General features: G+C 58.9%; 21 protein-coding genes and 1 pseudogene. 20 read left to right on the top strand and 2 right to left on the bottom strand.

Annotation, left to right across the window (positions count from 1 at the left end):
* Nucleotides 1-120 precede the first annotated feature (120 nt).
* From E0E00_RS11085 to E0E00_RS11065, 5 genes and pseudogenes are all read left to right on the top strand, one after another.
* Nucleotides 121-512, top strand: a pseudogene (locus E0E00_RS11085) (manganese efflux pump MntP family protein).
* A gap of 203 nt (nucleotides 513-715) precedes the next feature.
* Nucleotides 716-1,870 (top strand): extracellular solute-binding protein, encoded by a 1,155-nt coding sequence (locus tag E0E00_RS11080; protein WP_130812554.1) that lies wholly within the window; start codon nucleotides 716-718, stop codon nucleotides 1,868-1,870.
* Between the two features lie 67 nt (nucleotides 1,871-1,937).
* On the top strand, nucleotides 1,938-3,659 hold the full coding sequence (locus E0E00_RS11075) for an iron ABC transporter permease (RefSeq protein ID WP_130812553.1): 1,722 nt from the start codon (nucleotides 1,938-1,940) through the stop codon (nucleotides 3,657-3,659).
* A gap of 3 nt (nucleotides 3,660-3,662) precedes the next feature.
* A complete protein-coding gene (locus E0E00_RS11070) occupies nucleotides 3,663-4,739 on the top strand; it encodes an ABC transporter ATP-binding protein (protein WP_130812552.1) in 1,077 nt (358 codons plus the stop codon).
* A gap of 131 nt (nucleotides 4,740-4,870) precedes the next feature.
* Entirely contained in the window at nucleotides 4,871-5,413 is a 543-nt protein-coding gene (locus E0E00_RS11065; protein WP_165443676.1) for an HdeD family acid-resistance protein, read from the top strand.
* Nucleotides 5,414-6,108: 695 nt separating this feature from the next.
* Here E0E00_RS11065 and E0E00_RS11060 read toward each other — a convergent pair.
* Entirely contained in the window at nucleotides 6,109-8,199 is a 2,091-nt protein-coding gene (locus tag E0E00_RS11060; RefSeq protein ID WP_130812550.1) for a glutamine synthetase III, read from the bottom strand.
* Nucleotides 8,200-8,825: 626 nt separating this feature from the next.
* Between E0E00_RS11060 and eda the strand changes: the two genes are divergently transcribed.
* On the top strand, nucleotides 8,826-9,485 hold the full coding sequence (eda, locus tag E0E00_RS11055; protein WP_130812549.1) for a bifunctional 4-hydroxy-2-oxoglutarate aldolase/2-dehydro-3-deoxy-phosphogluconate aldolase: 660 nt from the start codon (nucleotides 8,826-8,828) through the stop codon (nucleotides 9,483-9,485).
* A 65-nt stretch (nucleotides 9,486-9,550) separates the two neighbouring features.
* Entirely contained in the window at nucleotides 9,551-10,648 is a 1,098-nt protein-coding gene (locus E0E00_RS11050; protein ID WP_130812548.1) for an iron-containing alcohol dehydrogenase family protein, read from the top strand.
* Nucleotides 10,649-10,799: 151 nt separating this feature from the next.
* Here E0E00_RS11050 and E0E00_RS11045 read toward each other — a convergent pair whose 3' ends face one another.
* Nucleotides 10,800-11,681, bottom strand: coding sequence for a MurR/RpiR family transcriptional regulator (locus tag E0E00_RS11045; protein WP_130812547.1), 882 nt, complete (start codon nucleotides 11,679-11,681; stop codon nucleotides 10,800-10,802).
* 342 nt (nucleotides 11,682-12,023) lie between these two features.
* Here E0E00_RS11045 and gndA point away from each other — a divergent pair, with 342 nt between their 5' ends.
* From gndA to E0E00_RS10980, 13 genes are all read left to right on the top strand, one after another.
* Nucleotides 12,024-13,463, top strand: coding sequence for an NADP-dependent phosphogluconate dehydrogenase (gndA, locus tag E0E00_RS11040; protein ID WP_130812546.1), 1,440 nt, complete (start codon nucleotides 12,024-12,026; stop codon nucleotides 13,461-13,463).
* Between the two features lie 84 nt (nucleotides 13,464-13,547).
* Nucleotides 13,548-14,384: a PTS sugar transporter subunit IIC gene (locus E0E00_RS11035; RefSeq protein WP_130812545.1), complete on the top strand. Its 837-nt coding sequence runs from the start codon at nucleotides 13,548-13,550 to the stop codon at nucleotides 14,382-14,384.
* Between the two features lie 53 nt (nucleotides 14,385-14,437).
* On the top strand, nucleotides 14,438-15,415 hold the full coding sequence (locus tag E0E00_RS11030) for a PTS system mannose/fructose/sorbose family transporter subunit IID (protein WP_207302724.1): 978 nt from the start codon (nucleotides 14,438-14,440) through the stop codon (nucleotides 15,413-15,415).
* 48 nt (nucleotides 15,416-15,463) lie between these two features.
* A complete protein-coding gene (locus E0E00_RS11025; protein WP_165443675.1) occupies nucleotides 15,464-15,883 on the top strand; it encodes a PTS sugar transporter subunit IIA in 420 nt (139 codons plus the stop codon).
* A 21-nt stretch (nucleotides 15,884-15,904) separates the two neighbouring features.
* Nucleotides 15,905-16,399 (top strand): PTS sugar transporter subunit IIB, encoded by a 495-nt coding sequence (locus E0E00_RS11020; RefSeq protein ID WP_130812543.1) that lies wholly within the window; start codon nucleotides 15,905-15,907, stop codon nucleotides 16,397-16,399.
* A 4-nt stretch (nucleotides 16,400-16,403) separates the two neighbouring features.
* Nucleotides 16,404-17,396 carry a D-isomer specific 2-hydroxyacid dehydrogenase family protein gene (locus E0E00_RS11015; RefSeq protein ID WP_130812542.1) on the top strand — a complete coding sequence of 331 codons (993 nt, stop codon included), beginning with the start codon at nucleotides 16,404-16,406 and terminating at the stop codon, nucleotides 17,394-17,396.
* A 92-nt stretch (nucleotides 17,397-17,488) separates the two neighbouring features.
* The gene (locus tag E0E00_RS11010) at nucleotides 17,489-18,208 is read left to right on the top strand and encodes an HAD family phosphatase (RefSeq protein WP_165443674.1); all 720 of its coding nucleotides are present in this window, start codon (nucleotides 17,489-17,491) and stop codon (nucleotides 18,206-18,208) included.
* Between the two features lie 15 nt (nucleotides 18,209-18,223).
* On the top strand, nucleotides 18,224-18,883 hold the full coding sequence (locus E0E00_RS11005; RefSeq protein WP_130812540.1) for a hypothetical protein: 660 nt from the start codon (nucleotides 18,224-18,226) through the stop codon (nucleotides 18,881-18,883).
* A complete protein-coding gene (locus tag E0E00_RS15435) occupies nucleotides 18,873-19,202 on the top strand; it encodes a UxaA family hydrolase (protein WP_130812539.1) in 330 nt (109 codons plus the stop codon). Before E0E00_RS11005 ends, E0E00_RS15435 begins: the two co-directional genes overlap by 11 nt.
* Nucleotides 19,199-20,371: a UxaA family hydrolase gene (locus tag E0E00_RS10995; RefSeq protein WP_130812538.1), complete on the top strand. Its 1,173-nt coding sequence runs from the start codon at nucleotides 19,199-19,201 to the stop codon at nucleotides 20,369-20,371. The genes E0E00_RS15435 and E0E00_RS10995 overlap by 4 nt, the downstream gene beginning before the upstream one ends.
* Nucleotides 20,372-20,484: 113 nt before the next feature.
* The gene (polA, locus tag E0E00_RS10990; protein WP_130812537.1) at nucleotides 20,485-23,232 is read left to right on the top strand and encodes a DNA polymerase I; all 2,748 of its coding nucleotides are present in this window, start codon (nucleotides 20,485-20,487) and stop codon (nucleotides 23,230-23,232) included.
* A gap of 7 nt (nucleotides 23,233-23,239) precedes the next feature.
* Nucleotides 23,240-23,740 (top strand): ribonuclease HI, encoded by a 501-nt coding sequence (gene rnhA / locus E0E00_RS10985; RefSeq protein WP_130812536.1) that lies wholly within the window; start codon nucleotides 23,240-23,242, stop codon nucleotides 23,738-23,740.
* Between the two features lie 532 nt (nucleotides 23,741-24,272).
* On the top strand, nucleotides 24,273-24,518 hold the full coding sequence (locus E0E00_RS10980) for a hypothetical protein (protein WP_130812535.1): 246 nt from the start codon (nucleotides 24,273-24,275) through the stop codon (nucleotides 24,516-24,518).
* Nucleotides 24,519-24,620: the final 102 nt, after the last annotated feature.

Below are 24,620 nucleotides of genomic sequence, written 5' to 3'. Positions count from 1 at the left end.
GTTGCCTGCCAACAAGGAGCTATAGTGAGCTTGCTTGAGATCGTCCTGCTCGGTCTTGCCCTTTCTGCAGACGCATTCTCGGTCACAATCTCTAACACTTTTGCCTACAGAGACGAGCGCATGTCTAGGCTTGCGCTCATGCCGGCGTTCTTTGGGCTGTTCCAGGCTCTCATGCCCGCGGCGGGCTACTTCTTGGGCGTTGTCGCCGCCGATTCCATCGAGGGCTATGCGAACACCGTGACATGGTGATTCTCGGCATCATTGGCGGCAACACGGTGTGTGAGGGCGTGGCCTCCATTCGTGCCTGCCGTGGCTGCGAGCCTGCGCCCGCAAAGGGCGAGCTTACCCTTTGGGTCCTCTTCGTGCAGGCCATCGCCACCGCAGTCGACGCCTTTGTCATTGGCGTCTCGCTGCGTGCGCAGGTGGTTGACCTCGCCTTTGCTATGTGCGTCATTGGGCTTACGACTGCCGTTTGCTGCGTCTTCGCGCTCCTCCTCGGGCGCAAGCCTTGATAACCCGGCACTGCGTGGCATCGTACGCCATGCCACTTGGGAGCGCTCCTCGCATCCGTTCGTCGATTACTTTAGATAATCAATCAAGAAAGTGTAAAGCTATGGCAGTGGCTGGACAACGTTGCCCAGTACGGGGAGAGCCGTGGCCTGCCCACGGCGCGATGTAACGGGCCTTGGGAGGGCTCGTTGGAATGGGGTGTCATATGAGGAACGTATCTCGCAGGGAGTTTCTCGGCACGTCTGCTATCGCCGCGGCCGGCCTCGGCCTTACGGCATGCGGTGGGAGCTCATCCAACCAAAGCTCGAGCGGTACCGATACCAGCTCAAGCGGCGGCTCCGACGACTTGTCCCGCATCGCAAGCGAGGACGTGATCGAGGCTGCCAAGAAGGACGGCGAGCTTGTGGTCTACGGCTCCTGCGAGGAGCAGCACGTGGCCGCCTGCGCCCAGCACTTCCAGGAACTCTTCGGCATCGAGACTTCCTATCAGCGCCTCTCCACGGGTGAGGTCGAGTCCAAGGTCGAGGAGGAGAACGGCAACCCGTCTGCCGACGTGTGGTTCGGCGGAACCACCGACCCGTATAACGTCGCCGTGACCAAGGGCATCCTTGAACCCTACGAGGCCAAGAACTCCTCCCATCTCATCTCTGACAAGTTCCATGATGCCGATGGCAACTGGTACGGCATCTACAAGGGCATTCTTGGCTTCTTCTACAACAAGGACGAGCTTGAGCGCAAGGGCCTCGACGCTCCACAGGATTGGCCGGACCTTCTCGACGAGAAGTACAAGGACCTCATCTGGATGTCCAACTACAACACCGCCGGTACGGCAAAGCTCATCTTGAACACGGTCATCCAGAAGTACGGGCACGACGAGGGCATCAAGTATCTTGTCAACCTCGACAAGAATGTGCAGGTCTATACCAAGAGTGGCTCCGGCCCGTCCAAGAACGTAGGTACCGGCGAGTGCACCATCGGCATTGGCTTCCTGCATGATGCCATCTACCAGATTGTCGACAACGGCTACAACAACATTGGCCTCGTGATTCCGTCCTCAGGCGCCTCTTACGAGGTTGGCGCAACTGCCATCTTCAAGGGCTGCAAACACGAGAACGCCGCCAAGCTCTGGATCGAGTATGCCCTCTCGCCGCAGTGCGTCGAGCGCGCGCAAGAGGTCGGGGCCTATCAGTTCCTCGTTATCGATGATGCCAAGCAGCCTGCCGTGGCCGAGGAGTATGGCCTCGATCCCAACAACGTCATGGATTACAACTTCGATGATGCCAAGGAGAATACCGAGCAGTACGTCGCGGACATCATGAATGCCCTCGGCGGTGGTGACGACCGCTTCCAGACCGAGTAGCACTTGCCCTCCGCCCCGAGCGCGCTGCGCCTCGGGGCGGAGTGTGTCAAACGAGAGGAGAGATGCCATGGCACGAGGTCAAAGTACTCGGCTGGACCAGAGGAAGCTGCTTGCCGATCCCATACTCGTCACCACGATCATCGTCCTGATTGTGTTTCTGACGCTGTTCATCCTGTATCCGCTGGCAATCCTGCTCGTTGATGCAGTGGTGGGGGAGTCTGGCCCCACGCTTTCCGTGTTCCAGCGTGTCCTTGCGATGCCGGCCTTCGAGACGGCCATCACGAACACGCTTGTGCTGGGGCTTTTCGTGGGTGTTGTGGCCACCCTTATCGGGCTGCTCTTTGCCTACGTCGAGGTCTACGTGAACCTCAAGTCCCGCCTCATGAGCGGGCTCTACAAGCTCGTCTCCATGCTGCCGGTCGTCTCTCCTCCGTTCGTGCTGTCGCTCTCGGTCATCCTCCTCTTTGGCAAGGCGGGGCTTGTCACCCGCACGTTGCTGGGCATCTACGACAACAACGTCTACGGGTTCTGGGGCATCGCCCTTGTCCAGACGCTCACGTTCTTCCCGGTGTGCTACATGATGTTCCGTGGGCTCCTGAGAAACATCGACCCCTCGCTCGAGGAGGCCGCGCGCGACATGGGTGCCTCTCGCTGGAAGGTCTTCACCAGCGTCACACTGCCGCTCATTCTGCCTGGCATGGGCAACGCGTTTCTCGTCTCCTTCATGGAATCCATCGCCGACTTTGCGAACCCCATGATCATCGGCGGTTCGTACGATACGCTCGCCACGTCCATCTACCTGCAGATTACGGGTGCCTACGACAAGCAGGGCGCCTCTGCCATGTCCTGCGTGCTCCTCGGCATCACGCTCGTGATGTTCATCGTCCAGAAGTACGTGCTCGAGCGCAAGAGCACGGCGACCCTCACCGGCAAGGCGGCACGCGGCCGCATGCTCATCACCGACAACTCCGTGCGCATCCCGCTCGCCGTCCTCTGCGGTGCAGTTGCCATCTTTGTCGTGGCCCTCTACATCTGCGTGCCGTTTGGCGCCCTGTTCAAGACGTGGGGTTACGACTACTCGCTCACGCCAAAGTGGTTCATCCAGGTCTTCACGCTCCATCACGGCCTTGAGGCCTTCGCCGACTCGTTTGGCCTGTCGCTCGTAGCGGCACCGCTCACGGCGCTCCTCTCGATGGTGATCGCCTACCTCGTCGTGAAGCGTCGCTTCCCCGGGCGTGGGTTCATCGAGTCTGTCTCCATGCTCGCCATGGCGGTCCCCGGGACCGTCCTTGGCGTCGGCTTCATCCGCGGCTTCTCGAGCGGCGTCTTCCACACTGGCTTCATGCAGGGACTCTACGGAACGGCAGCCATTCTCGTCATCGTGTTCATCGTGAGGTCTCTCCCCACCGGAACCCGTTCCGGCATCTCGGCGTTGCGCCAGATCGACAAGTCCATCGAGGAGTCTGCCTACGACATGGGCGCCAACAGCCTCCAGGTCTTCATGACCGTCACGCTGCCGCTCATCAAGGATTCGTTCCTCTCCGGGCTCGTGACTGCGTTCGTGCGCTCCATCACGGCAATCTCGGCGGTCATTCTTCTGGTCACGCCGCAGACGCTCATGATCACCGTGCAGATCAACGAGTACGCCGAGAAGGGCGCCTATGGCATAGCCTGCGCCTTTGCCACGATCCTTATCATCGTCACCTACACCGCCGTCATGCTCATGAACGTGTTCATCAAGCACTTTGGCACCAGCGCAAAGATCAATGCCAAGAGCGAGGGAGAATAGCCCATGGCCAAGGAGAAGAAGGGTGTGCGCCTTGAGCACATCTCCAAGATCTACCAGGACCCAAAGACGAAGAAGGACTTCTACGCCGTCCGCGATGCAAACCTCGAGATGGTGCCGGGCGAGTTCGTGACGCTGCTGGGCCCCTCGGGTTGCGGCAAGACGACCATCCTGCGCATGATCGCCGGGTTCGAGAGCCCGGACGAGGGCCAGATCTACCTGGGTGGAGAGCCCATCAACGACCTCACGCCCAACAAGCGCGACACGGCCATGGTCTTTCAGAGCTACGCCCTGCTCCCACACTACAACATCTTCGACAACGTGGCATATGGACTAAAGATCCGCAAGCTCCCTGCCGAGGAGATACGCGAGAAGGTCACGCGCATCCTGGGCATGGTTGGCCTTGAGGGCATGGAGGACCGCATGACCAACCAGCTCTCCGGCGGCCAGCAGCAGCGCGTCGCCCTGGCACGCGCCCTGGTCATCGAGCCCTCGGTCCTGCTCTTCGACGAGCCGCTCTCGAACCTCGACGCCAAGCTCCGCGTTGAGATGCGCACCGAGGTGCGCCGCATCCAGCAGGAGGCGGGCATCACCGCCGTCTACGTCACGCACGACCAGTCCGAGGCCATGGCCATCGCGGACAGGATCATCGTCATGAAGCGCGGCGTGATCGACCAGGTGGGAGACCCGCACGCCGTCTACTATCGCCCGGTCGACGAGTTCGTGGCCGACTTCATCGGCGAGTCCAACTTCCTACGCGGCAAGCTGGCCGAGAAGGACGGTGACTCCGGCGTCGCAACCATCGAGGGGCACAGCGTTGAGGTCGATGGCGTTGCCTCCCACAACGTGGGCGACAGCATCGCCCTGGTTCTGCGTCCGGAGGCGGCAACGCTTGCCGACGAGGGCGTGCTCCGCTGCAAGGTCACGCTCTCCCGCTTTATGGGCAGCTACCAGAACTACCAGGTCATGGTCGGCAACACCCTCGTCAAGATCCAGGACTTCAACCCCAAGACCCACAAGGTCTACGAGGTGGGGGATGACGCCTTTGTGAGCTTCACGAGGGGTGACGTCCACGCACTATAGCGCTGGGCGCGATGCGATGAATGCCGTGCAGGTGGCCCGTGCAGGAATGTGCGGACCCCTGCTGTTTTGGTGGATTTGGGTCTGGGTATCAATAGGCGTAAGAATATAGACGCCGTAGCTGGAGGATGAACATGGAGATTAAATTTACAAGGTCGAAGCTGGGAACCATCCTCAGCGGTGTGGTGATGGTCATTCTAGGCTTCATCATGTTCTCTAACCCTGGTCAGGCTACGCTGACCATCACGCTTACAATCGGCTGGGTCCTTGTCATCATGGGCGTTGCGTCTCTTATCGGCGCCTTCACTCAGCGCAATGCGATCCTCTCCTCGACCGACCTTTACTTCGGCATCCTTGAGCTGCTCTTTGGCTTTCTCATCGTTAACTGGCCCGGATTCTTTGTGGCGTGGATCTTCATCCTGCTCGGCGTCTTCGTGATGGTCGCGGGCATCAACTCGCTACTTGGTGCCAACGCCCTGCGAGTGCTGGGCGTGAGCGGCTCCAGTGCCGCCATGGCAGGTGCCGTGCTCGCGGTGGTCCTTGGCATCATGGTCATGCTATCGCCGTTTGCCATGGCGGGGATGACGATGGTCCTCTGCGGCGTGGCTCTGGTTTATGCGGGCATCGTTCGCATCGTGGATGGCGTGCGCATGCCCAAGGACAACAAGACCGTGTAGCAGAGCAAGTACCGTAGCAGAAGGGCCTGGCGAGAAGCCCCCTTGCCGTCTGGCAGCAGGCCCCGGTTGTGCGTACACACAACCGGGGTTTGCCACCTCGGGTGAGGCTTTCTTGGGGAACGCCGGAGCGCTGGCAGGGAGGTTCCATCGTGCGTACGCTGGACCGCAGCTTTCTGCCTGGTAGGGCTTCCAGAAGGGTAAGGTTGGCAGAGAAGTGCCATCGTGCGTACGCACGAGGGGAACCATTTGCCAGATGGGCATCCTGGGGGGCATGGTTTGGCGGGGAAGTACCCTCGTGCGTACGCATAAGTGGTAACCTCTGCCATGGCCTTCTCGCCCAACTGGGAAAACGCTGGCGCACTGGCAGAAAAGTTTCATCGTGCGTACTCACGACCGTAGTTTTCTGACAAGCGACCCCTCAGACGGACGAGATTGGCAGAGAAGCGCCCTCGTGCGTACGCCTCCGGCTCGGTGCCGTACCTTTCGGACAGTTAAGGATTTTCTCGCCGGTTAAACCCTCCTAACCGTAGAAATCCCACGGCTAGATTATGGGAGCTCGGAAATCCCGAACGTTTAGCCTGCCTCGCCCGCCGAGCGCCTTCCGCCCCACGAAAAGGGTGCCCCGAGGAAATCCCCCCGGGGGCACCAGGGCGTTCCAGCAACCAAGAGCAACCAAGCGCTGATATGTGCGTCAACTACACGTAGAACAGCATCTTGTTGTAGCTGGGGACCGGCCAGTAGTCGTGGCCGCAGACCTTCTCCATCTCATCGACGGCGGTACGCAGCGCAGCCATTGCGGGAATGACGACGTCGCGGTAGCAGTCGTTGGAAGCCTGCGGGTCCTCCAGCGCCCTAGCCTGGGCGTCCTTGGCCTCAAGGTCGTCCACGGCGTCGGAGATGGCGTTGATGCCGTCGGTGAGCGTGGTCACCATCTTCTTCTCGGCCTTGGCGTCAATGCCAAGTTCGGCCTTGGTCGCGACGCTTGTGGCGATGTCTCCGGAGTAGTCAAAGAGGGCGGGCAGGTACATGTGGCGCGTCATGTAGACCATGGTGTTGGCCTCGATGTTCAAGAGCTTTGCGTACTGCTCAGCCTTCGCGACGTAGCGGGCGTGGGCCTCGGTCTCGCTGAGGACGCCGTACTTCTCGTAGAACCTAATGTTCTCGGGCTTGGTGAGCGCAGGCAGGGCATCCGGCGTGGTCTTGAGGTTGGGCAGGCCACGGCGGGCCGCCTCGGCCTCCCACTCATTGGAGTAGCCGTTGCCGTCGAAGAGGATGCGCTGGTGGTCGCGGAAGGTGTGACGCACGAAGCGCATGGCGACGGTGGTGAAGCCCTCGTCGGCGCGGTCGGCGACGTAGTCAACGAAGCGCTCGCACTGCTCGGCCACGGCGGTGTTGAGGACGACGTTGGGGTCGGCGAGGTTCTGCTGGCTGCCGCACATGCGGAACTCGAACTTGTTGCCGGTGAAGGCGAAGGGCGAGGTGCGGTTGCGGTCGGTGTTGTCGCGCAGGACCTCGGGCAGCTGCGGGATGCCCAGGTCGATGGTCTCGCGGTCGTGGGCCTCCGGCTGCTCCTTCTTGATGAGGGCGTCTACGATCGGGGTGAGGGCGTCGCCCAGGAAGACGGAGATGATCGCGGGGGGTGCCTCATTGGCGCCGAGGCGGTGGTCGTTGCCGGCGGACGCCACGGACATGCGCAGGAGGTCGGCGTGGTCGTCGACGGCGGCAACCAGGCAGGCGAGAAACACCAGGAACTGCAGGTTGTCCTGGGGGTCGTCACCGGGCTCGAGCAGGTTCTTGTCATCGGCGCACAGAGACCAGTTGTTGTGCTTGCCGGAGCCGTTCACGTAGTTGAAGGGCTTCTCGTGCTGCAGGCAGACCAAGCCGTGGTGGGAGGCGATGAGCTTCATCTTCTCCATGGTGAGGAGGTTGTCGTCGATGGCGAGCGACCCCTTCTCGAAGATGGGTGCAAGCTCGTGCTGGGACGGTGCGACCTCGTTGTGCTTGGTCTTGGCCGGGATCCCCAGCTTCCAGAGCTCGTCGTCAAGCTCCTTCATGAACTCGTTGACTGTCGGGCGGATGGCGCCGAAGTAGTGCTCCTCAAGCTCCTGGCCCTTTGCGGGCTCGCAGCCAAACAGCGTGCGACCGGTGAGGACGAGGTCGGGGCGCGCCTGGTAGTCCTCCTCCTTGATGAGGAAGTACTCCTGCTCGGGGCCGATGGTGGTGTAGACGCGGTGGGGCTCCTGGCCAAAGAGGGCGAGAAGGCGCTTGGCCTGCTTCTCGAGGGCGACCTCGGAGCGCAGGAGCGGCGTCTTCTTGTCAAGCGCCTCGCCGGTGTAGGAGATGAAGGCCGTGGGGATGCACAGGACCTCGTCCTTGATGAAGGCGGAGCTGGTGGGGTCCCACACGGTGTACCCACGGGCCTCGAAGGTGGCGCGCAGGCCGCCGGAGGGGAAGCTCGAGGCGTCGGGCTCGCCTTGGACCAGCTCCTTGCCGGAGAAGGTCATGAGGATGGAGCCGTCGTCCGTGGGGGTGATGAAGCTGTCGTGCTTCTCCGAGGTGATGCCCGTGAGCGGCTGGAACCAGTGCGTGTAGTGCGTGGCGCCCTTCTCGAGCGCCCAGTCCTTCATGGCGTGGGCGACCTCGTTGGCGATGTCGATGTCGAGGGGCTCGCCGTCCTTGATTACCTGCATGAGCTTCTTGTAGGTGGGTTTGGGAAGGCGCTCCTGCATGTCCTTGTCGGTGAACAGCAGGCTCCCGTATTCCTCTGAGACCTTGTCTGTGGCCATACTGCCTCTTCTCCTGTCCCTGGTTCCGGAGGCACCGCGCGGTGAAGCGCATCCGCTGGCACCCTTGTATGCACACCACTGTACCGTGGCTTTGTTTCCCAATGTTGGCAGAGCGTGTTTCTACGCAATTTCGAGGAGAGGACGTTTGGGGGCAGGACTCAGGATCCGCTGGGAGGGGCGCCGTGTCTGACGGCACGCCTGTGAGTGGGTATCAAGCTCCGCGTCTGCGCCAAAACCCGCTTCGTCACGCGTGATTCTGGGGATGGGTCGAGTAGCGGGACTGCGTACAGGTATAGGCGCACACGCGTGTACTACATGTTGTGGCGTCTGCATTCCGATGCTATCGCTTCGCCGGAAATTACGTGCAACGGGGGGGCAGTTCGATACACGGGATGGCCAAAGCTGTGCAACGAAGGGCAGATCGATGCCTCCATGCATGCGATTGGCTGGCAAGGCACATCAAGAGGGGTTCCCGCAGGGCGCTCCATAGTGCCGAGCGGTAGCCGTAAGCCCCCAAACGGGTAGAATGCCAGAAACAAAGAAAATTTTCTTATAAGCTAATTAAAAACAAAAAAATTTTCTATAATGGGCGATGTACCGGTTGGCGCAGAACCAAGGAGACGCACATGGCCAAGTATATGAGACAAGACGGTTTTTACGAAGGCGTCGAGAGGATCGGCGTAATGCCGGTTGTTGTCCTTGAGAAGGTCGAGGATGCCATCCCAATGGGCAATGCGCTTAAGCAGGGGGGACTGTCTGCAGCCGAAGTTACGTTTAGAACTCCTGCAGCGGCTGACTGCATTCATGCTATTGCCAACGACTGCCAGGGCGTCCTTGTTGGTGCGGGGACCGTTCTGAACCTCGGCCAGGCGAAGAGGGCGGTGGACGCCGGAGCGAAGTTCATAGTGAGCCCTGGTTTCGACCTTCAGGTTGTCGACTGGTGCCTGGCGAACGAAGTCGACGTGATTCCCGCTGGCGTCACCCCCGCGGAACTTACTGCATTGGTTAACAGGGGCATTGAGGTGACTAAGTTCTTCCCCGCTGGCATTTACGGTGGCCTTAAGGCTATCGATGCCCTGGCCTCGGTGTTTGTTGGTCATCGCTTTATGCCAACCGGTGGCGTTAACGCTGAGAATCTCCGAGATTACCTGGCAGATAAGGCAATCATTGCGGCCGGCGGCACGTGGATGGTGAGGCCAGCGCTCTTCCAGAATGGCGACTTCAGCGAGGTGGAGCGTAAGTCGGCCGAGGCAGCGCAGGTGGTTCGTGAGGTCAGGGGTCTGTAAGCACCGGCTTCGAGGTGTGAACGGCGCAGTTGCCGCTCAACCGGCAAACGAGGGGAGCAAAGCTCATGGCAAGCAGCACGACTAAACTCGACAGCGCAATAAAGTTTGGTGCGGGAAGGTATCGGCAGGAGGGCGGCCTACTTGACCATATGGGTGAGGAGATTCGCCGCTTTGGACGCAGGGTCCTTGTCATTACAGGCCCGTGTGCATGGGATGCGGTCAAGGATAAGTTTACGAACAGCATGAATGCCTCTGGCATCGATTTTCAACTGGAGATATTCGGCGGCTGGTGCTCCTTCGAGGAATCAAAGATCCTTGCCGACAAGGCGCGCTCCTATGGTGCCCAGGAAATTGTGGGTATCGGTGGGGGAAAGATTATGGACCTCGCCAAGGCGGTCGGCGAGGTTGCTAATCTAGGAACCGTTAACGTGCCCACCTCGGCCTCCACGTGTGCACCATTTACCTGCATGAGCGTCATGTATACCCCAGAAGGCGGCAAGAAGCTCAGCTGGAGGTTTGACCACGAGGTCGACGCCTGCCTCATGGACATGGATGTGATTGCAGGTTGTCCCATCCGCTATAACGCTGCAGGTATCGTGGACGCGATGGCAAAGCGCATCGAGATGCTTAATGGGAAGCCTGCCCTGAAGGAGGAGGAGACCCCCATCGATATCTTCTCAGCCTACAGCATTGCGTGCTATGCATATTCCGTGCTTGAGCAGAATGCTCTCAAGGCAATCGAGGATAACAGACAGCATAAGGCCACAAAAACGCTCTATGATGTGGCGTTCATGAACGTCCCGGTGACAGGCGTCATCGCAAATACCACCAAGAGTTTCAAGCAGTCAGAACTCGCGCACGTTATTTACGACGGCGTGCGTACCATCTTCACCAAGGAGGCAGCCAGCGCAATCCATGGGGAGATAGTCGGCGTTGGGCTCTTCTGCCAGCTCTACTTCAACGGCCAGGAAGACGAGGAGGCCGAGCTGCGCGATTTAATGCGCAGCATGGACCTGCCGCTCACTCTTTCCGACCTTGGTATCGAGCCGACCGAAGGGAACATGGACAAGATCGAGGAGTACATCGCGAACTCTCGACACTTCACAAGCACCGACCCGGCAGACCGCAAGCGGCTTCACGATGCCGTCCGCGAGATGGCCTAGGAGAGTGGTGCCATTTACCTATTTTCGCACCTATGAGCTGGTGGGACTCGTGGAGCGAATGGCAAACGGCCCTGGCTGCCTTGGGGAGAGACAGCCAGGGCCACATTTCTGCCAAGGGCTGCACTCGCACGGCTTTGCGAAGGCGTACAGCTTACAGCTGCGACATATAGTTCTCAGGATTATCCAGCTTGGTGAGGCTGATGGCAGATCTGATGGCGTGCAGGGACTCGGGAACCCCCGGCTTGCGAAACATGACGGTCGTATAGAGAGAATCGATGAGGGCAAGCTGGGATATCCTGCTCGAAAGCGATTCGGAGCGATACCCGGTTTCTTCAGACGCGGAGAGCAGGATGACATCCGAATAGCGCTCTAGATACTTTGAGGGGTAACTTGTCACCGCAATGATCTGGGCACCGGCATCTTTTGCAATTCTGGAAATCTCAATCATGCTCTCTGAGAGACCCGTGTGCGTGATTGCGAAAATGCAGTCATCTTCTTCAAGAAGGGATGCCTGCATAAGTTGGACGTGATAGTCGGAGGCAAATTGAACCTCGATAGGGGAGCGAAGGAACTTTTGGTAGGCGTCATATGCTACGGCGTTAGACTCTCCACTCCCATAAAAGGAAATGCGCCTTGCTTTGAGCAGCAACTCTACTGCCATCTCAAGGTCATCTGCGTCAAAAAGCTTCGCCGTGTCCTCAAGAGACATTATGGAAGAGCGGAAAACCTTGTTTGCAATTTCTATTGCAGAGTCACTGCTTGACACGTTCTCATGGACAGAGATCTCTGGGTTGTACGCATCGGTGAGAAGATCGTTTCTGAAGTCACGAAAACCCTGGTAACCGAGCTTCTTCGTGAATTTGAATATGGTTGAGTCCGCAAGGCCAAGGGTCGATGCCATCTCTGAGATGGTCATGAGCGAGGCTTGGTCAGGGTTGTTGGTAACGTACTCTGCGATCTCCTTCTCCTTAGAGGAGAAGGATGGCATGGCAGCCTTGATTTTTAGCAAAACCGAGCTGTTGTGGATAGGCATGGCAAACTCCTACATTCCCAATGACAGCGCACTTCCAGAGTGGATCTCGCTGAAACTTCGAAGCAACCGCCTGCCAAAAGACGCATCTTGTCAGGCGATACTATAAGGAAACGTTAGCAGGTAAACGTTCCTACTACGGCTAGGGCTGGCGAATGCCGCAATCTTCCCATGCATCGATGTCGCCTCCCGCTCATGGGTGGGCAGACGAGGGCAGGGGAGCCCCTTGACCTGACGTTCACAAAAAATATTTCGCCGTTTATGGAAAAAACGAAAAAAATTAGTTGAACAAGCGTCATAGTGCATGTCGGTACGTAGCCAAGTTTTGCCGACGAGAGGAGCACGATGGGTAGTTACGTTGGGGTCTTTGGCATGGGCGTCATGGGGCAGAGCCTTGCCTTGAACATCGCCAGCAAAGGGTATTCCGTTTCTGTCTTCAATAGGCATGGCGACGTGACCAAAAAGTTCATGGAGGGTCGCGTCCATGGACATGGGGGCAGGGAAGGGCTCGTAAGCGACTCGTATGACCTTGAGTCGTTCTGCGACTCCCTCGAAACCCCTCGAAAGATAATCCTCATGGTCAAGGCCGGGCCTGTCGTGGATGCGGTCACCGACGAGCTTCTCCCGCACCTCGAGCCAGGCGACATTGTCATCGATGCCGGCAACTCGTACTACAAGGACACCAAGCGTCGTATGGACCACTATGCCGAGAGGGGCATCAACTTCTTTGGGATGGGCGTGTCCGGTGGCGAGAAGGGCGCCCTCGTTGGCCCTTCCATCATGCCCAGCGGTGACAAGAGGCTGTACGACACGTATCTGGCGAAGCTCCTCACCGATATCTCCGCCCATACCGATGATGGCACTCCGTGCTGCGACTACATCGGGCCAGAGGGGTCTGGCCAGTACGTGAAGATGGTGCACAACGGCATCGAGTATGGTGACATCCAGAACATCGACGAGGCCTACTGGATTATGAAGCGGCTCCTCGGGATGAGCAACGCCGAGATGGCAGACGTCTTCGAGGAGTGGAACAGGGGTCGTCTCAACTCGTTCCTCGTCGAAATCACCTACAAGATTCTGCGCGAGAAGGACCCGGAGACCGGGGATGACCTCATCGACCACATTCTGGACGAGGCGGCCCAGAAGGGTACCGGCATGTGGACGGCCATCGACGGCCTCGAGATGCATATGGCCATCCCGACCATGGCGGAGGCGGTCTTCGCCCGCAACCTCTCCGCAATCAAGAGCCAGCGCGTCGACGCGGCCAAGGTCTTCCCCGAGAGGCCGGCGACTCACGTCGAGGACAGGGAGGCCCTCCTTGCCGACCTCGAGCAGGCGGTGTACGCGAACAAGGTCATCGCGTACGCCCAGGGCTTCCAGCTGCTCTCCGCGGCCTCCGACGAGCACGGCTGGGACCTCAAGCTCGGCGACATCGCCCTTCTTTGGCGCGAGGGCTGCATCATCCGCGCCGGCTTCCTCGACCGCATCAAGGCCGCGTACAGCGAGGGGAAGGAGGTCGTGAACCTCATCCTCGCGGACGAGTTCCGCGATGAGATCAGGGCCGCCATCCCCGCTTACCGCCGCGTTGTGGCTAGGGCAATCGAGTGCGGCCTCTACATCCCGACGATGGCGGCTTCGCTGCAGTACTTCGACGGCTACACCTCGGAGAGGCTTGAGGCCAACATGTGCCAGGCGCAGCGTGACTGGTTCGGCGCGCACACGTTCCGTCGCGACGACCGCCCGCACGATGAGTCCTTCCACCACACGTGGGAGAAGCTCGTCTAGACCATCGCGCCCTTGTCGTTTCGATGCCGGTTCGTGTCTGTGTGTCTGCCGCGTGGGCAGACATGGCGAATGAAAGGTGAGAGTATGAGCATTACACAAGCACTGCTTATTGCGGTATTTGTTGCCGCAATCGAGTCTCGAGCCCTGGGCTATGCGACTCTGACGATGAGGTTCTCTCCCCTCATGACAGGAATGTGGGTCGGTCTCGTCTTGGGCAATATGGAGACGGCCATGGTCACTACCGCTGCCATCCAGCTCATCTACATGGGTGTTGTCGCGCCTGGTGGCCCGCTTCCCTCTGAGCCCTCGATTTCAGCTGCAGTCGCCGTCTCTGCGGCAGTCATTGGAAATCTCGACCCAAACGCAGCCGTCGCCATCGCGGTTCCTGTTGGACTTCTTGGTAGCTATCTCTACCAGCTCCGTTTCTTCCTGAACACCTTTGCGATCCAGAAGATGGATGTCTATGCGGCAGAGGGTGACAGCCGAAGGCTTGGGTTCTGGATTGGTGCAGTTCCCACAATGATTTCTTTCGCCCTGTTCGTGCCGACCATGTTCATCGCCCTATACCTTGGCGCTCCTGTTATTTCCGACTTCATGAACTCGATTAGCAACGGTCCAGTGCTGCACGCGCTCAACACGGTTGGTGGCGGACTTGCTGCCCTCGGTATCGCAGTGACCATGCACGTCATTGGCAACCAGAAGCTCCTGCCCTTCTTCTTCCTGGGCTACTTCCTGGTTGTCACTGCCAGCCAGTTTGTCACGGCAATCAACAACGTGAGCTCCGCTGCCTCTCTTGATGTCACCATGTCCGGCATTACGACTGTTACCTGGGCTGCTTTCGGCATCATCATCGCTTTCCTCTACACCCTCTTCACCGCAAGGAAGGAAGAGGACAAGGACGACGAGGACGATGAGGATTAGCTGCGAAGCGACGACTCTCCCAGTTAAGACAGACGAGAAGGGAAAGCACTGCTATGAGTGAAGAGAAGAATGGCCAGGAGGTTGCAACCGCAGCCACAGGCACTTCCGAAAAGACGTTCTCTAACGACTATCATGACTATCTCAACGCTGACGGCATCATCGAGGGCAATCCGGCCCTTATGCTTGGCGACGAGAACGCACCGGAGGAGATCACAAAGCACGATTTGCTTCACGCTTGGTTCCGCGGATGGTGGGCAAACGAGGTTCCACACTCGTTCGACCGTATGATTGCGCCGGCATTCCTCTTTGGTCTCATGCCGATCCTCCAGAAGCTCTATAAGAACAAGGTCATGCTCGGCGAGGCATACCAGCGTCACATGGTGTTCTTCAACACGCAGGCAATCTGGGGACAAGGCCTTATCACCGGAATCGTTGCCTCACTCGAGGAAGAGCGCGCGAAGGCACTTCACGAGGGTAGGGTCGAGGATGCCATTGGCCCGCAGATTATCAATGCTACAAAGGTTGGCCTCATGGGCCCGCTCGCCGGCATTGGAGACTCCATCGACTCCGGCACGGTCCAGTACATCTTCATTGCAATGTTCCTGCCGCTTGCTCAGCAAGGCAGTGCTTGGGGTGCCCTGCTCCCGTGGATTTGCTTTACGGCTGCAACGTTCATCTACGGCTTTGCGTTTGTGAGGCTCGGCTACAAGATGGGCCGTCGTGCTGCCCTTGAGGTCATGAAGGGTTCCAAGATCAAGGCCGTCATTGATGGCTTGGGCGTCCTCGGCCTGTTCATGATGGGAATCCTTGCCGCAAGCTACGTAAAGGTCAGCACCCCGATCTCCTTCGAGCTCTCTGGGAAGACGTTCGCCATCCAAACGATCCTCAACGGAATCCTGCCTGGATTCCTGCCGCTTCTCGCCGTTGTTTTCCTCTACCTGTACTTCAAGAAGAACGGCCTGAAGATTACGAAGGCAATGATCATCTATACCATCGTGCTTCTCGCCCTTGGGCTTGTGAACGTCCTCTAGTGACACCCAAAGGAAACCATCTATCGTCTGTCTACGGGAGGTCATCTGTTGAAGGAGAGAAGAGTCCTCGTCATCACCCACGGTCGCTTTGGCGAGGAGCTTGTGAAGAGCGTCGAGATGATTATGGGGCCGCAGGACTACATCACGGCTATGGGGCTTCTTCCCGGGCAATCCGTCGATGACCTGAGGGAAAGGGCATTCGAGGCGCTTGCGAAGAACGACGCCGACGGTGTCGATACGATTGTGTGCTGTGACTTGTTTGGAGGTAGCCCCAGCAACGTTGCGCTGTCCTGTCTCGGCAAGAGCGACTGCAAGGTCATGCTTGGCGCCAATATGCCCATGCTCGTCCAGTTGGTCCAGGACATCCATGACACGGAGGACCTCGATGGTCTCGTCAGCGCTGGCGCACAGGCAGGCCGGGATGGCGTCATTGTGAAAGACAGGGCAACCCTGCTCGGCAAGAAGTAGAAGATAAGGCAGGTAATACAAATGGCAACCATCAACCTGGCAAGAATCGATGACCGTCTTATCCATGGACAAGTCATGCAGGTTTGGTCAAAGGGCAACGGCACCAACACGATCTATGTTGTTGACGATGCCACTGCAAAAGATCCGTTCATGAAAGAGATCTATGAGTCCACTCAGTCCACTGGAGGACTCAAGATCAAAGTGTTCTCTGCAAAAGGGCTTGTGAGGCAATACGAGAAGAACCAGTTTGGCAATCGCAAGCTCATGCTGGTCTTCAAGAACGCTGACTATGTAAAGGCAGCGGTCGAAGGTGGTGTGCCAATTACCTCTGTCGATGTGGGCAACGTCTGCAACAAGCCCAATACCGTTCAGGTGATCAAGACCGTATACCTCTCAGATAAGGACTACGAAGACCTCAAGGAGATTTCCGATAAGGGCGTCGAAGTCTATTTCCAGAACATTCCATCAAGCGAGAGGCTCTCGATGGCTGATGCAGCCAAGAAGATGGGGAAGTAAGGATATGGAGTATCGGATCGCCATAGTCAATTCGTCTTCGTTCGGGCAGCATTTCCCTGAGCATATCGAGCGCTTGGAGAAGATTGGCACGGTGCAGAGGGTTATGGTTCCCGGTGACTGTCATGGCAAGGAGCTTGCCCAAGCACTTGGGGGCTTCAACATCGTCATTGCATCGGTGACCCCCTTCTTCGACAAGGAGTTCTTTGACCGCAAGCGCGACCTTCTCCTCCTGAGCAGGCATGGGATCGGCTACAACAACGTTGACGTCGATGCCGCCGCTGCCTGTGGTACTCTCGTAACCACGGTATCCCCCAGGGTCGAGAGAGACGCGGTCGCAGAGGGTGCCGTGGCAACCCTCATGGACTGTATGCGCCGCGTGAGCGACTCCCACGTGGCTGCAAAGGAGGGACGTTGGTCGGAGCGCGCTAGTTTCCTGGGCAATGGCCTCTCCGGCAAGACGCTTGGCATCATTGGCTGCGGAAACATCGGCAGCAGGGTCGTTGAGATTCTCAGGCGAGGCTTTGACATGCGCGTCCTTGCCTGCGATCCCAAGCACTTCGATCACTGGGCGGACGTTCTGGGCGTCGAATACACCGACTTGGGCACTGTCGTGAGAAACTGCGATGTGCTCACCCTCAATGCCGACCTCAATTCCACCTCTTACCACATCCTTAGCAAGGAGCAGTTTGCCAAGATGAAGAGGGGCGTGTATGTAGTCGACAACGCACGCGCGGACCTCATCGACCAGGGTGCCATGCTTAAGGCCCTTGAGGATGGAACTGTTGCCGGCCTAGCCATCGACGTCATGCATGACGAGCCGCCAAAACCTGACGACCCATACTTCAATCATCCAAAGGTCCTTGTGACAACTCACATTTCTGCGTATACGCGTGAGTGTCTTGCCGAGATGGGCGAGAAGTGCGTCGATGACGTTGAGCGCTACGTCAGGGGAGAGGAGCCTGTCAACGCGAAGAACGAGCCCGCGCCGAGGGGCTAACCATCTGGATGGGCTGGTGCCAGAATGTAGTAAGGATGCGGTGCTGTCTTGCGACATTGCGGGATGGCACCGCTTTGCAACCGGAGGTTTTCATGCCACGCGGACACGTGAGTGCCGTCCTGTTTGACATGGATGGGCTCACACTCGACACCGAGTCAATAGGATATGAAGCATACCTTCGTGCTGGGAAGAGGTATGGATTCCAGGTCAACGAGCGTCTTCACATGGATGTTGGGGGGCGTACCGAGCCTGAAATCATCGCTGAGCTTAGGCGCGTGTTTGGTGATGACAAGGACATAGTGGGATGGCGGGCTTACATCAACGAGCAAAAAGACGCCATCCTCCGCGAGCGTGGTCGCGCCGGCAAGAAGCCGGGGCTGCTTGAGCTCATCTGTTTTCTCAACGAGATGAGAATTCCTTACGCTTTGGCAAGCTCTACCAAAAGGGAGAAGATCCATCAGCTTCTTGCCACCGAACATCTCATCCATGCCTTTCCCGTTATTGTGAGCGGAGATATGGTCACGCATGGAAAACCCGATCCGGAGATTTTCGAGGCTGCGGCCACTCGTCTTGGTGTTGCCCCACCGGAGACGCTTGTTCTAGAGGACTCGCGTGCGGGTATTGAAGCCGCCCGTGCGGGTGGGTTCCAGAGCGGGTTCATTTTTGACGACGTTTCGCGATTGGGCGTCCTTGAGGAGGGCTACCCAATGCTGGTTGGTTTGCCAGACCCGCATGACGCAGGTAGATACGCGGATTACAAACCTCATGACCTCGAGGAGGTCATCGCGATCATCAAGCAATCAAACACGTAGTTCGGGAGGAAGAGCATGCAGGATGTTGTCGTTCGCACCGACGCGGGGAAGCTCGCGTCCATATCGGTTGCATATGGCGCCTTCGGCGTATTGTTCACATGGCTGGGAGCAACAGTTGCTGACGATGTGGTAGTTGCAATCCTGTGTTATGTCGTTGCAGTCGTTGCCCTACTTGGCATTATCCACAATATGCGGGAGCTCATGCACCCCAGGGTCCTGTTCAAGGCTGACTCAGAGGGGGTTACGGACTACTCGAAAGAGGATGACATAGTCTCATTGCCCTGGGCCAACATTGAGCGAATAGACCTGAAGGCCGCTAACAACGAAGCCCTCATGCTGGACGTGGTCGGTTTCAAGACGCTTGATGAGATAGACGGAATCTCAAAAGAGCAGAGGCAGATGCTTGAGCAAAACGACGGCAGGGGCTACTTCGCCCTCGAACTCTCGGGCATGTGGGTCTCTCGTAAGCGAATAGAGCAAGCATTCGATGACATCTCCGTGCTCGCCGCTCGCTATAACCCATCTATCGTCTGCACGGGCTTCCAAGATAGCTTGGCCACTCACTCGAAAAGGGGCCGAGAGCGTCTCGAGCGTCAGCAGAGGCGTCGTGAACGCGAGGTAAGAGAGCGGCTCGCAGAGGAGGGGGCGTCGATGGGTGGGGGCGATGAGGAGTGATGGGGAAATGAATGCTGCGCATGGCCACAGTGTCCGAGCCCTTTGCATGAGCGATAGAGACGATGTGGCCTGTGTCCTCATGCCTGCATGGGCCGGAGAGATGATTGACGTGTACGATACGAAGGGCATTGAAGTCGACCAAGTCAAGGCCCATGGGGATGTCCCCCGGTTTCACAAGGTAGCGCTTCGCAGCCTGTGCGTCGGTGAGCCTCTCCACAAATACGGCGAGGTAATAGGCATTGTCAGCGCGCCAATCTCTCGCGGTGATTACGTACACACGCACAATATCGTGAGCGCGAAAGTTGGTGTTGGCAGGTGAGGGGCTACCTCAGGCCCGACGGCAGATACGGTGTCCGCAACTACGTCCTTGTGCTCTCGAGCGTTGGGTGTGCAAATCACGTTGCGGACCGTATCGCTAGGGGTTTCCCGGGCGTTGTATCGCTTCGCAATGCAAAGGGCTGCGGCCAGCTTGGGGCAAGCGCTCAGATGATGTCCCGTTGCCTCGTGAACCTCTCGCAGAACCCAAATGTCTTTGGCACTGTGGTTGTGGGCCTTGGATGCGAAACCACGAAGCCCCATGGGCTTGCAAAACGCATGCGAGACCTCTCTGAAAAGCCAGTCTATGACATCACAATCCAGGAGGAGGGCGGCTCCAGCGCAGCGATTGAGAGGGGACGCGCGCTTGTCAGAAAACTCGTCGCGCAGGCCGCAGACGCAGCTCAGACTCCTATGGGATTAGGGGACCTCGTTCTTGGTACGAACTGCGGTGGGTCTGATGCTACGAGTGGCATAGCGGCAAACCCAACGATTGGGGTCGTGAGTGATGCCGTTGTTCGGTCAGGGGGAACGGTCCTGCTGGGCGAGACGACCGAGCTCATCGGGACAGAGCACATTCTTGCCCGTCGCGCAGCAACGCCTCGCGTGCGCGATGACATCTTGCGACTGGTTGGAACGCTTGAGCACGATCTGGTTGCCTCGGGGGCTGATGTCCGTGGGGCGAATCCCTCTCCGGGAAATATGAGGGGTGGCCTTAGCACGCTAGAAGAGAAGGCACTTGGCGGCATAAGCAAGGGAGGCACCACCAATGTCCAGCAGGTCATTGAATATGGCGCTCGACCCACCCATCCGGGGCTCGTAATCATGGACACGCCTGGGTATGACATCGAATCGGTATCGGGCATGGTTGCCGGTGGTGCCCAAGTCGTCGTATTCTCGTCAGGCAGGGGAACTCCCACGGGCTGTGCACTGGCACCGGTGATAAAAGTGACCGGCAATGACGAAACATACTCATCCATGAGAGAAAACATCGACTTTGATGCCTCTGGGGTCATAACTCAGGGGAGAAGCGTTCGCGAAGAGGGGAGACGCCTTCTCGAGCTGTTAGAGAGGGTCTGCTCAGGCGAACAAACGGCATCTGAGCGCCTCGGGTTCGATGACTTTTCCCTGTACCACAACATGGAGCTGTGGTGTACTTGCGCCTTTTCGTGAGATGGGCCAAGCCTGCCTTCCTCAGTGTATCTCTCCGCCAGCTGCAACTGCCGTGCAATTTCCGTCCGGCTCCCCGGTAGAATGGATTGGTCAAACACGAGAGGGGATTACTCATGTCAGCATCCGAGGAGACCACTGCGACCGCTGTGGCCGAGCCGCATTGCCGCACCATCGCCGTCATCGACGGCAACTCGCTCATGCACCGTGCCTACCACGCCATCATGCAGCCCATGACCGCGCCGGACGGACGCTCCACAAACGCCCTGTTTGGGTTCTTCAACATGTTCGTCAAGATGGTGGAGTCCTTCCACCCGGATGGCGTCATCTGTGCCTTCGATAAGGGAAAGCCAAAGGCCCGCATGGAGAAGCTCCCCCAGTACAAGGCGCAGCGCCCTCCCATGGACCCCGCCCTTCACGAGCAGTTCCCCATGGTGAAGGACCTGCTCCATGTCCTTGACGTGCCCGTTTGCGAGCTCGAGGGCTGGGAGGGAGACGACATCCTAGGCACCCTCGCGCGGCGTGGCGAGGCAGCAGGCTACGACATGCTGCTCTTTACCGGCGACCGCGACATGTACCAGCTTGCCACCGACCATGTGAAAGTCGTCTCCACCAAGAAGGGTGTCTCGGAGGTCCAGGTCATGACCCCCGAGAGCGTCGATGACCTCTACCACGGCGTCACGCCCGACCTTGTGCCAGACTTCTACGGTCTCAAGGGAGATTCGTCGGACAACATCCCCGGCGTGCCGGGCATCGGCCCCAAGAAGGCCGCAGCCCTCATCGTGAAGTACGGCAAGCTCGACGAGGTCATTGCCCATGCAGACGAGGTCAAGGGCAAGATGGGCGAGAACCTCCGCGCGCACGTGGATGACGCGCTCCTGTCCCGCGAGATCGCGACTATCCGCACCGATGCCCCCATCGACATCGAGCTCTCCGACGCCAAGTTCCCGACCTTTGACCCTGCCGAGGTCACGAAGGCCTTCTCGGCGCTTGGGTTCACGGGGCTCACGGGCAGACTGGCACGCCTGGGCGGCATTGCTGGTAGCGTTGCGGCTGCTGGCGCGAAGAGCGGTACCGTTGCCGGCGTGGGCGAGAACGACGCGACACCCTCGGTCCCAGCGACCGTCTCGATTCCGGAGCCTCTCGAGGACGATGCCGCCCTCTCGGCACTCAAGGATGTGGTCAAGGGCGAGGAGTGGCTCGGCTGCGCCGTCGAGGAGGACCCGTCTGCGGGCACGCTCTTCTCGCAAGGCTACACGCTGTGGGTCTCCGCCTCCGGCGATACGCTGCTACGCTTTTCCGGAGACATGGCGGATGCCGCGCTCAAGCTCGCCTTTGCGGAGGGTCACGTGGCCTCGGGCAACGTCAAGGCGCTCTTCCACCATCTCTCGCCGGTTGACTCGTCGCTGCCTGAGTCCATGGCGGCGAAAGAAGTGTCTTCTGAGCGCATCTTCGACGTAGGTGTGGCAGCCTACCTGCTGGAATCCGACCGTCCGTCCTTTGAGGTGCGTGGGCTTGCCGAACAGTTCCTCTCGCCTGCGCTTCCGGAGGAGGGCACGGCGCCCCTCGCAGCAATCGAGGCCGTTGCCGTAAGGCTCCTTGTGCCCGTGCTTGCGCAGCGCCTTGCCGACGACGGCTCCGCGGACGTCATGAACAAGATGGAGATGCCGCTCCTGCCGGTGCTTGCGCAGATGGAACGCATCGGCCTCTCGGTGGACCCCGGCATTCTTGCTCGCCAGTCTGCCGAACTTGGCGCCGAGATTGACCAGATGGTTGCCGACATATACGCCATGGCAGGGGAGGAGTTCAACATCGACTCTCCGCAGCAGCTCTCGAACATCCTCTTTGATGTGCGGAAGCTTCCCACCTTTGGGATGAAGCGCACGAAGCGTGGGTTCTACTCCACGAACGCCAAGGTCCTGGCCGACCTTGCCCAGACAGACGAGCTGGTAGCCAAGGTGCTGGAGTACCGTGAGCGTGCCAAGATCAAGTCCACGTACTTGGATGCGCTGCCGGCGCTCGTCAAGGGAGACGGGCGTATCCACACCACGTTCAACCAGACCGTGGCTGCCACGGGGCGTCTCTCGAGCTCTGATCCCAACCTGCAGAACATCCCCACCCGCTCCGAGCTGGGGCATCGCGTGCGCACCGCCTTTACGGTGCCGGAGGGTTCGGTCTTTCTCGCCTGCGACTACTCACAGATCGAGTTGAGGCTGCTTGCCCACCTCTCCGGAGACGAGCACCTCATTGCGGCCTTCAACGAGGGCGCGGACTTCCATGCAACAACTGCTGCACGCGTCTTTGGGATTCCCGTAGAGGAGGTCACCCCTCAGCTGCGCAGTCGTGCGAAGGCCGTGAACTTTGGCATTGTCTACGGTCAGCAGGCCTATGGACTTGCCACCTCGCTCAAGATCCCGCGCGCCGAGGCGCAGGAGATGATCGACCGCTACTTTGAGGCGTATCCAGGCGTTCGCGCTTACCTCGACCAGTCCGTCTCATTTGCACACGAGCACGGCTATGCCATCACCATGTACGGCCGCAAGCGCCACATCAGGGAGTTCTCGCAGAGAAATAAGCAGCTTGTGGCCTTTGGCGAGCGCACGGCCATGAACCACCCCATGCAGGGGACGGCAGCGGACATCATAAAGATCGCAATGGTCTGCGTGGAGAGGCGCCTGGCCGAGGAGGGGCTGCGCTCCAAGCTTGCGCTGCAGATTCACGACGAGTTGGACCTTGAGGTGCCTAAGGACGAGATAGGCACGACATCCGTGCTGGTAAAGGAGACCATGGAGGGCGTGGCCCAGCTCAAGGTGCCGCTCATCGCCGAGGTCTCGTATGGTCCCACATGGGCTGACGCGAAGTAGGGGACGTATGGCAGGGAAGCGCATGAGCGTGGTGGTGTACACTGACGGATCCTCTCGGCACAATCCCGGTAACGGAGGCTATGGGGCGGTGCTGCTCTACACCGACCCCGCTGGCAAGACCCACACCCGCGAGCTCTCGCAGGGGTATCGCCACACCACCAACAATCGCATGGAACTCATGGGGGTCATCGCCGCCCTGGAGGCGCTCGCGAGGCCGTGCAGCGTGGAGGTCCACTCCGACTCCAAGTACGTGGTGGACGCCTTCAACCAGCATTGGATCGACGGCTGGTTGCGTCGCGGCTGGAAGACGGCGGAGAAGAAGCCGGTCATGAATATGGACCTGTGGAACCGCCTGCTGGCCGCCATGGCGCCGCACGACGTGAGTTTTATTTGGGTGAAGGGCCACGCCGGGCACGACCTCAACGAGCGCTGCGACGAGCTTGCCACGTTGGCGGCGGATGGCGATGCGCTGGTGGAGGACGAGGGCTTTACGGACGCGGACGCGTGAGTGGCGCAGGTGAGCGGGTCCACAGCGGGTCCACGGGCCTCGACCTGAGGGAAATCTGCGGTTTAATGGCGGAGCGGTAGGGGGTGGTGGCCTCCGATGGCAAAAACTCGACATCGTGCGTACACACGACTGCGACTCTCCGCCAATTCAGCCCTCTAGGAGCTTCCTGCTGGCAGGAAACCACCATCCTGCGTACGCACGATTCTCGTCTGTTGCCATGTCCCTCTCGCCCAACTGGGGAGAACGACAGGGGCTTGGTGGATTTCCTTGGTCGTGCGTACGCACGACCCAACTTACGCGCCAGCGGAGCAAGCCCGTGACGTAATTGCGTGTGCCGGGAAGGTTGCAAGCTCGCTGCCTGTTTCTCTCAGCAGCATGGGCCTCGACTCGTAGTTAAGTCACATATTCGCTGCGGCACCTGCCGCGCCCTCGTACGTCTCGGCGATGTTATAGTTATCCATCGTTAACAAATTGTCGCTACGGCTTTGTCGTTTCATCGTGGTGACTTGCTGGGCGGAGATAGGAGTAAGCCATGAAACCAGTCGACGTCATTCTCATCGCTGCCGTCATCGCCATCCTTGTCGTTGCCATCCGTCGCTTCATTGGCACGGCAACGGGCACGCGCGACTGCTGCAGCGGGGCGAAGAAGAAGTCCAACGTCAAGCGGTTCAAGGCCACCAAGATCGAGGACACCAACGAGAGCCACTATCCCTACCAGGCTGACTTTGAGATTGGCGGCATGAGCTGCGAGCACTCCGTAGTTTTGCAGTTGCCCTAGTCTGACCTCCCACCCCTTGCCCAGCTAGATGGGCATTTTTTATGTCAAATTTTAAGTATTTATCTTGTTACGTTGTGTTACGCGGTGTATAATGCGAAGCAC

The sequence above is a fragment of the Olsenella sp. Marseille-P4559 genome (assembly GCF_900605015.1).
Lineage (GTDB): Bacteria > Actinomycetota > Coriobacteriia > Coriobacteriales > Atopobiaceae > Tractidigestivibacter.
This window is presented reverse-complemented; position numbering and strand designations above follow the sequence as displayed.

Excerpts from the sequence above, each read along its gene's own strand:
- E0E00_RS11030 (WP_207302724.1), top strand. The coding sequence starts at position 14,438 with ATGAGTGAAGAGAAGAATGGCCAGGAGGTTGCAACCGCAGCCACAGGC.
- E0E00_RS11035 (WP_130812545.1), top strand. The coding sequence starts at position 13,548 with ATGAGCATTACACAAGCACTGCTTATTGCGGTATTTGTTGCCGCAATC.
- E0E00_RS11045 (WP_130812547.1), bottom strand. The coding sequence starts at position 11,681 with ATGCCTATCCACAACAGCTCGGTTTTGCTAAAAATCAAGGCTGCCATG.
- E0E00_RS15435 (WP_130812539.1), top strand. The coding sequence starts at position 18,873 with ATGAGGAGTGATGGGGAAATGAATGCTGCGCATGGCCACAGTGTCCGA.
- E0E00_RS11020 (WP_130812543.1), top strand. The coding sequence starts at position 15,905 with ATGGCAACCATCAACCTGGCAAGAATCGATGACCGTCTTATCCATGGA.
- E0E00_RS10980 (WP_130812535.1), top strand. The coding sequence starts at position 24,273 with ATGAAACCAGTCGACGTCATTCTCATCGCTGCCGTCATCGCCATCCTT.
- polA (WP_130812537.1), top strand. The coding sequence starts at position 20,485 with ATGTCAGCATCCGAGGAGACCACTGCGACCGCTGTGGCCGAGCCGCAT.
- E0E00_RS11015 (WP_130812542.1), top strand. The coding sequence starts at position 16,404 with ATGGAGTATCGGATCGCCATAGTCAATTCGTCTTCGTTCGGGCAGCAT.
- E0E00_RS11080 (WP_130812554.1), top strand. The coding sequence starts at position 716 with ATGAGGAACGTATCTCGCAGGGAGTTTCTCGGCACGTCTGCTATCGCC.
- rnhA (WP_130812536.1), top strand. The coding sequence starts at position 23,240 with ATGGCAGGGAAGCGCATGAGCGTGGTGGTGTACACTGACGGATCCTCT.
- E0E00_RS11010 (WP_165443674.1), top strand. The coding sequence starts at position 17,489 with ATGCCACGCGGACACGTGAGTGCCGTCCTGTTTGACATGGATGGGCTC.
- E0E00_RS11070 (WP_130812552.1), top strand. The coding sequence starts at position 3,663 with ATGGCCAAGGAGAAGAAGGGTGTGCGCCTTGAGCACATCTCCAAGATC.
- E0E00_RS11050 (WP_130812548.1), top strand. The coding sequence starts at position 9,551 with ATGGCAAGCAGCACGACTAAACTCGACAGCGCAATAAAGTTTGGTGCG.
- eda (WP_130812549.1), top strand. The coding sequence starts at position 8,826 with ATGGCCAAGTATATGAGACAAGACGGTTTTTACGAAGGCGTCGAGAGG.
- E0E00_RS11005 (WP_130812540.1), top strand. The coding sequence starts at position 18,224 with ATGCAGGATGTTGTCGTTCGCACCGACGCGGGGAAGCTCGCGTCCATA.
- gndA (WP_130812546.1), top strand. The coding sequence starts at position 12,024 with ATGGGTAGTTACGTTGGGGTCTTTGGCATGGGCGTCATGGGGCAGAGC.
- E0E00_RS11075 (WP_130812553.1), top strand. The coding sequence starts at position 1,938 with ATGGCACGAGGTCAAAGTACTCGGCTGGACCAGAGGAAGCTGCTTGCC.
- E0E00_RS11065 (WP_165443676.1), top strand. The coding sequence starts at position 4,871 with ATGGAGATTAAATTTACAAGGTCGAAGCTGGGAACCATCCTCAGCGGT.
- E0E00_RS11060 (WP_130812550.1), bottom strand. The coding sequence starts at position 8,199 with ATGGCCACAGACAAGGTCTCAGAGGAATACGGGAGCCTGCTGTTCACC.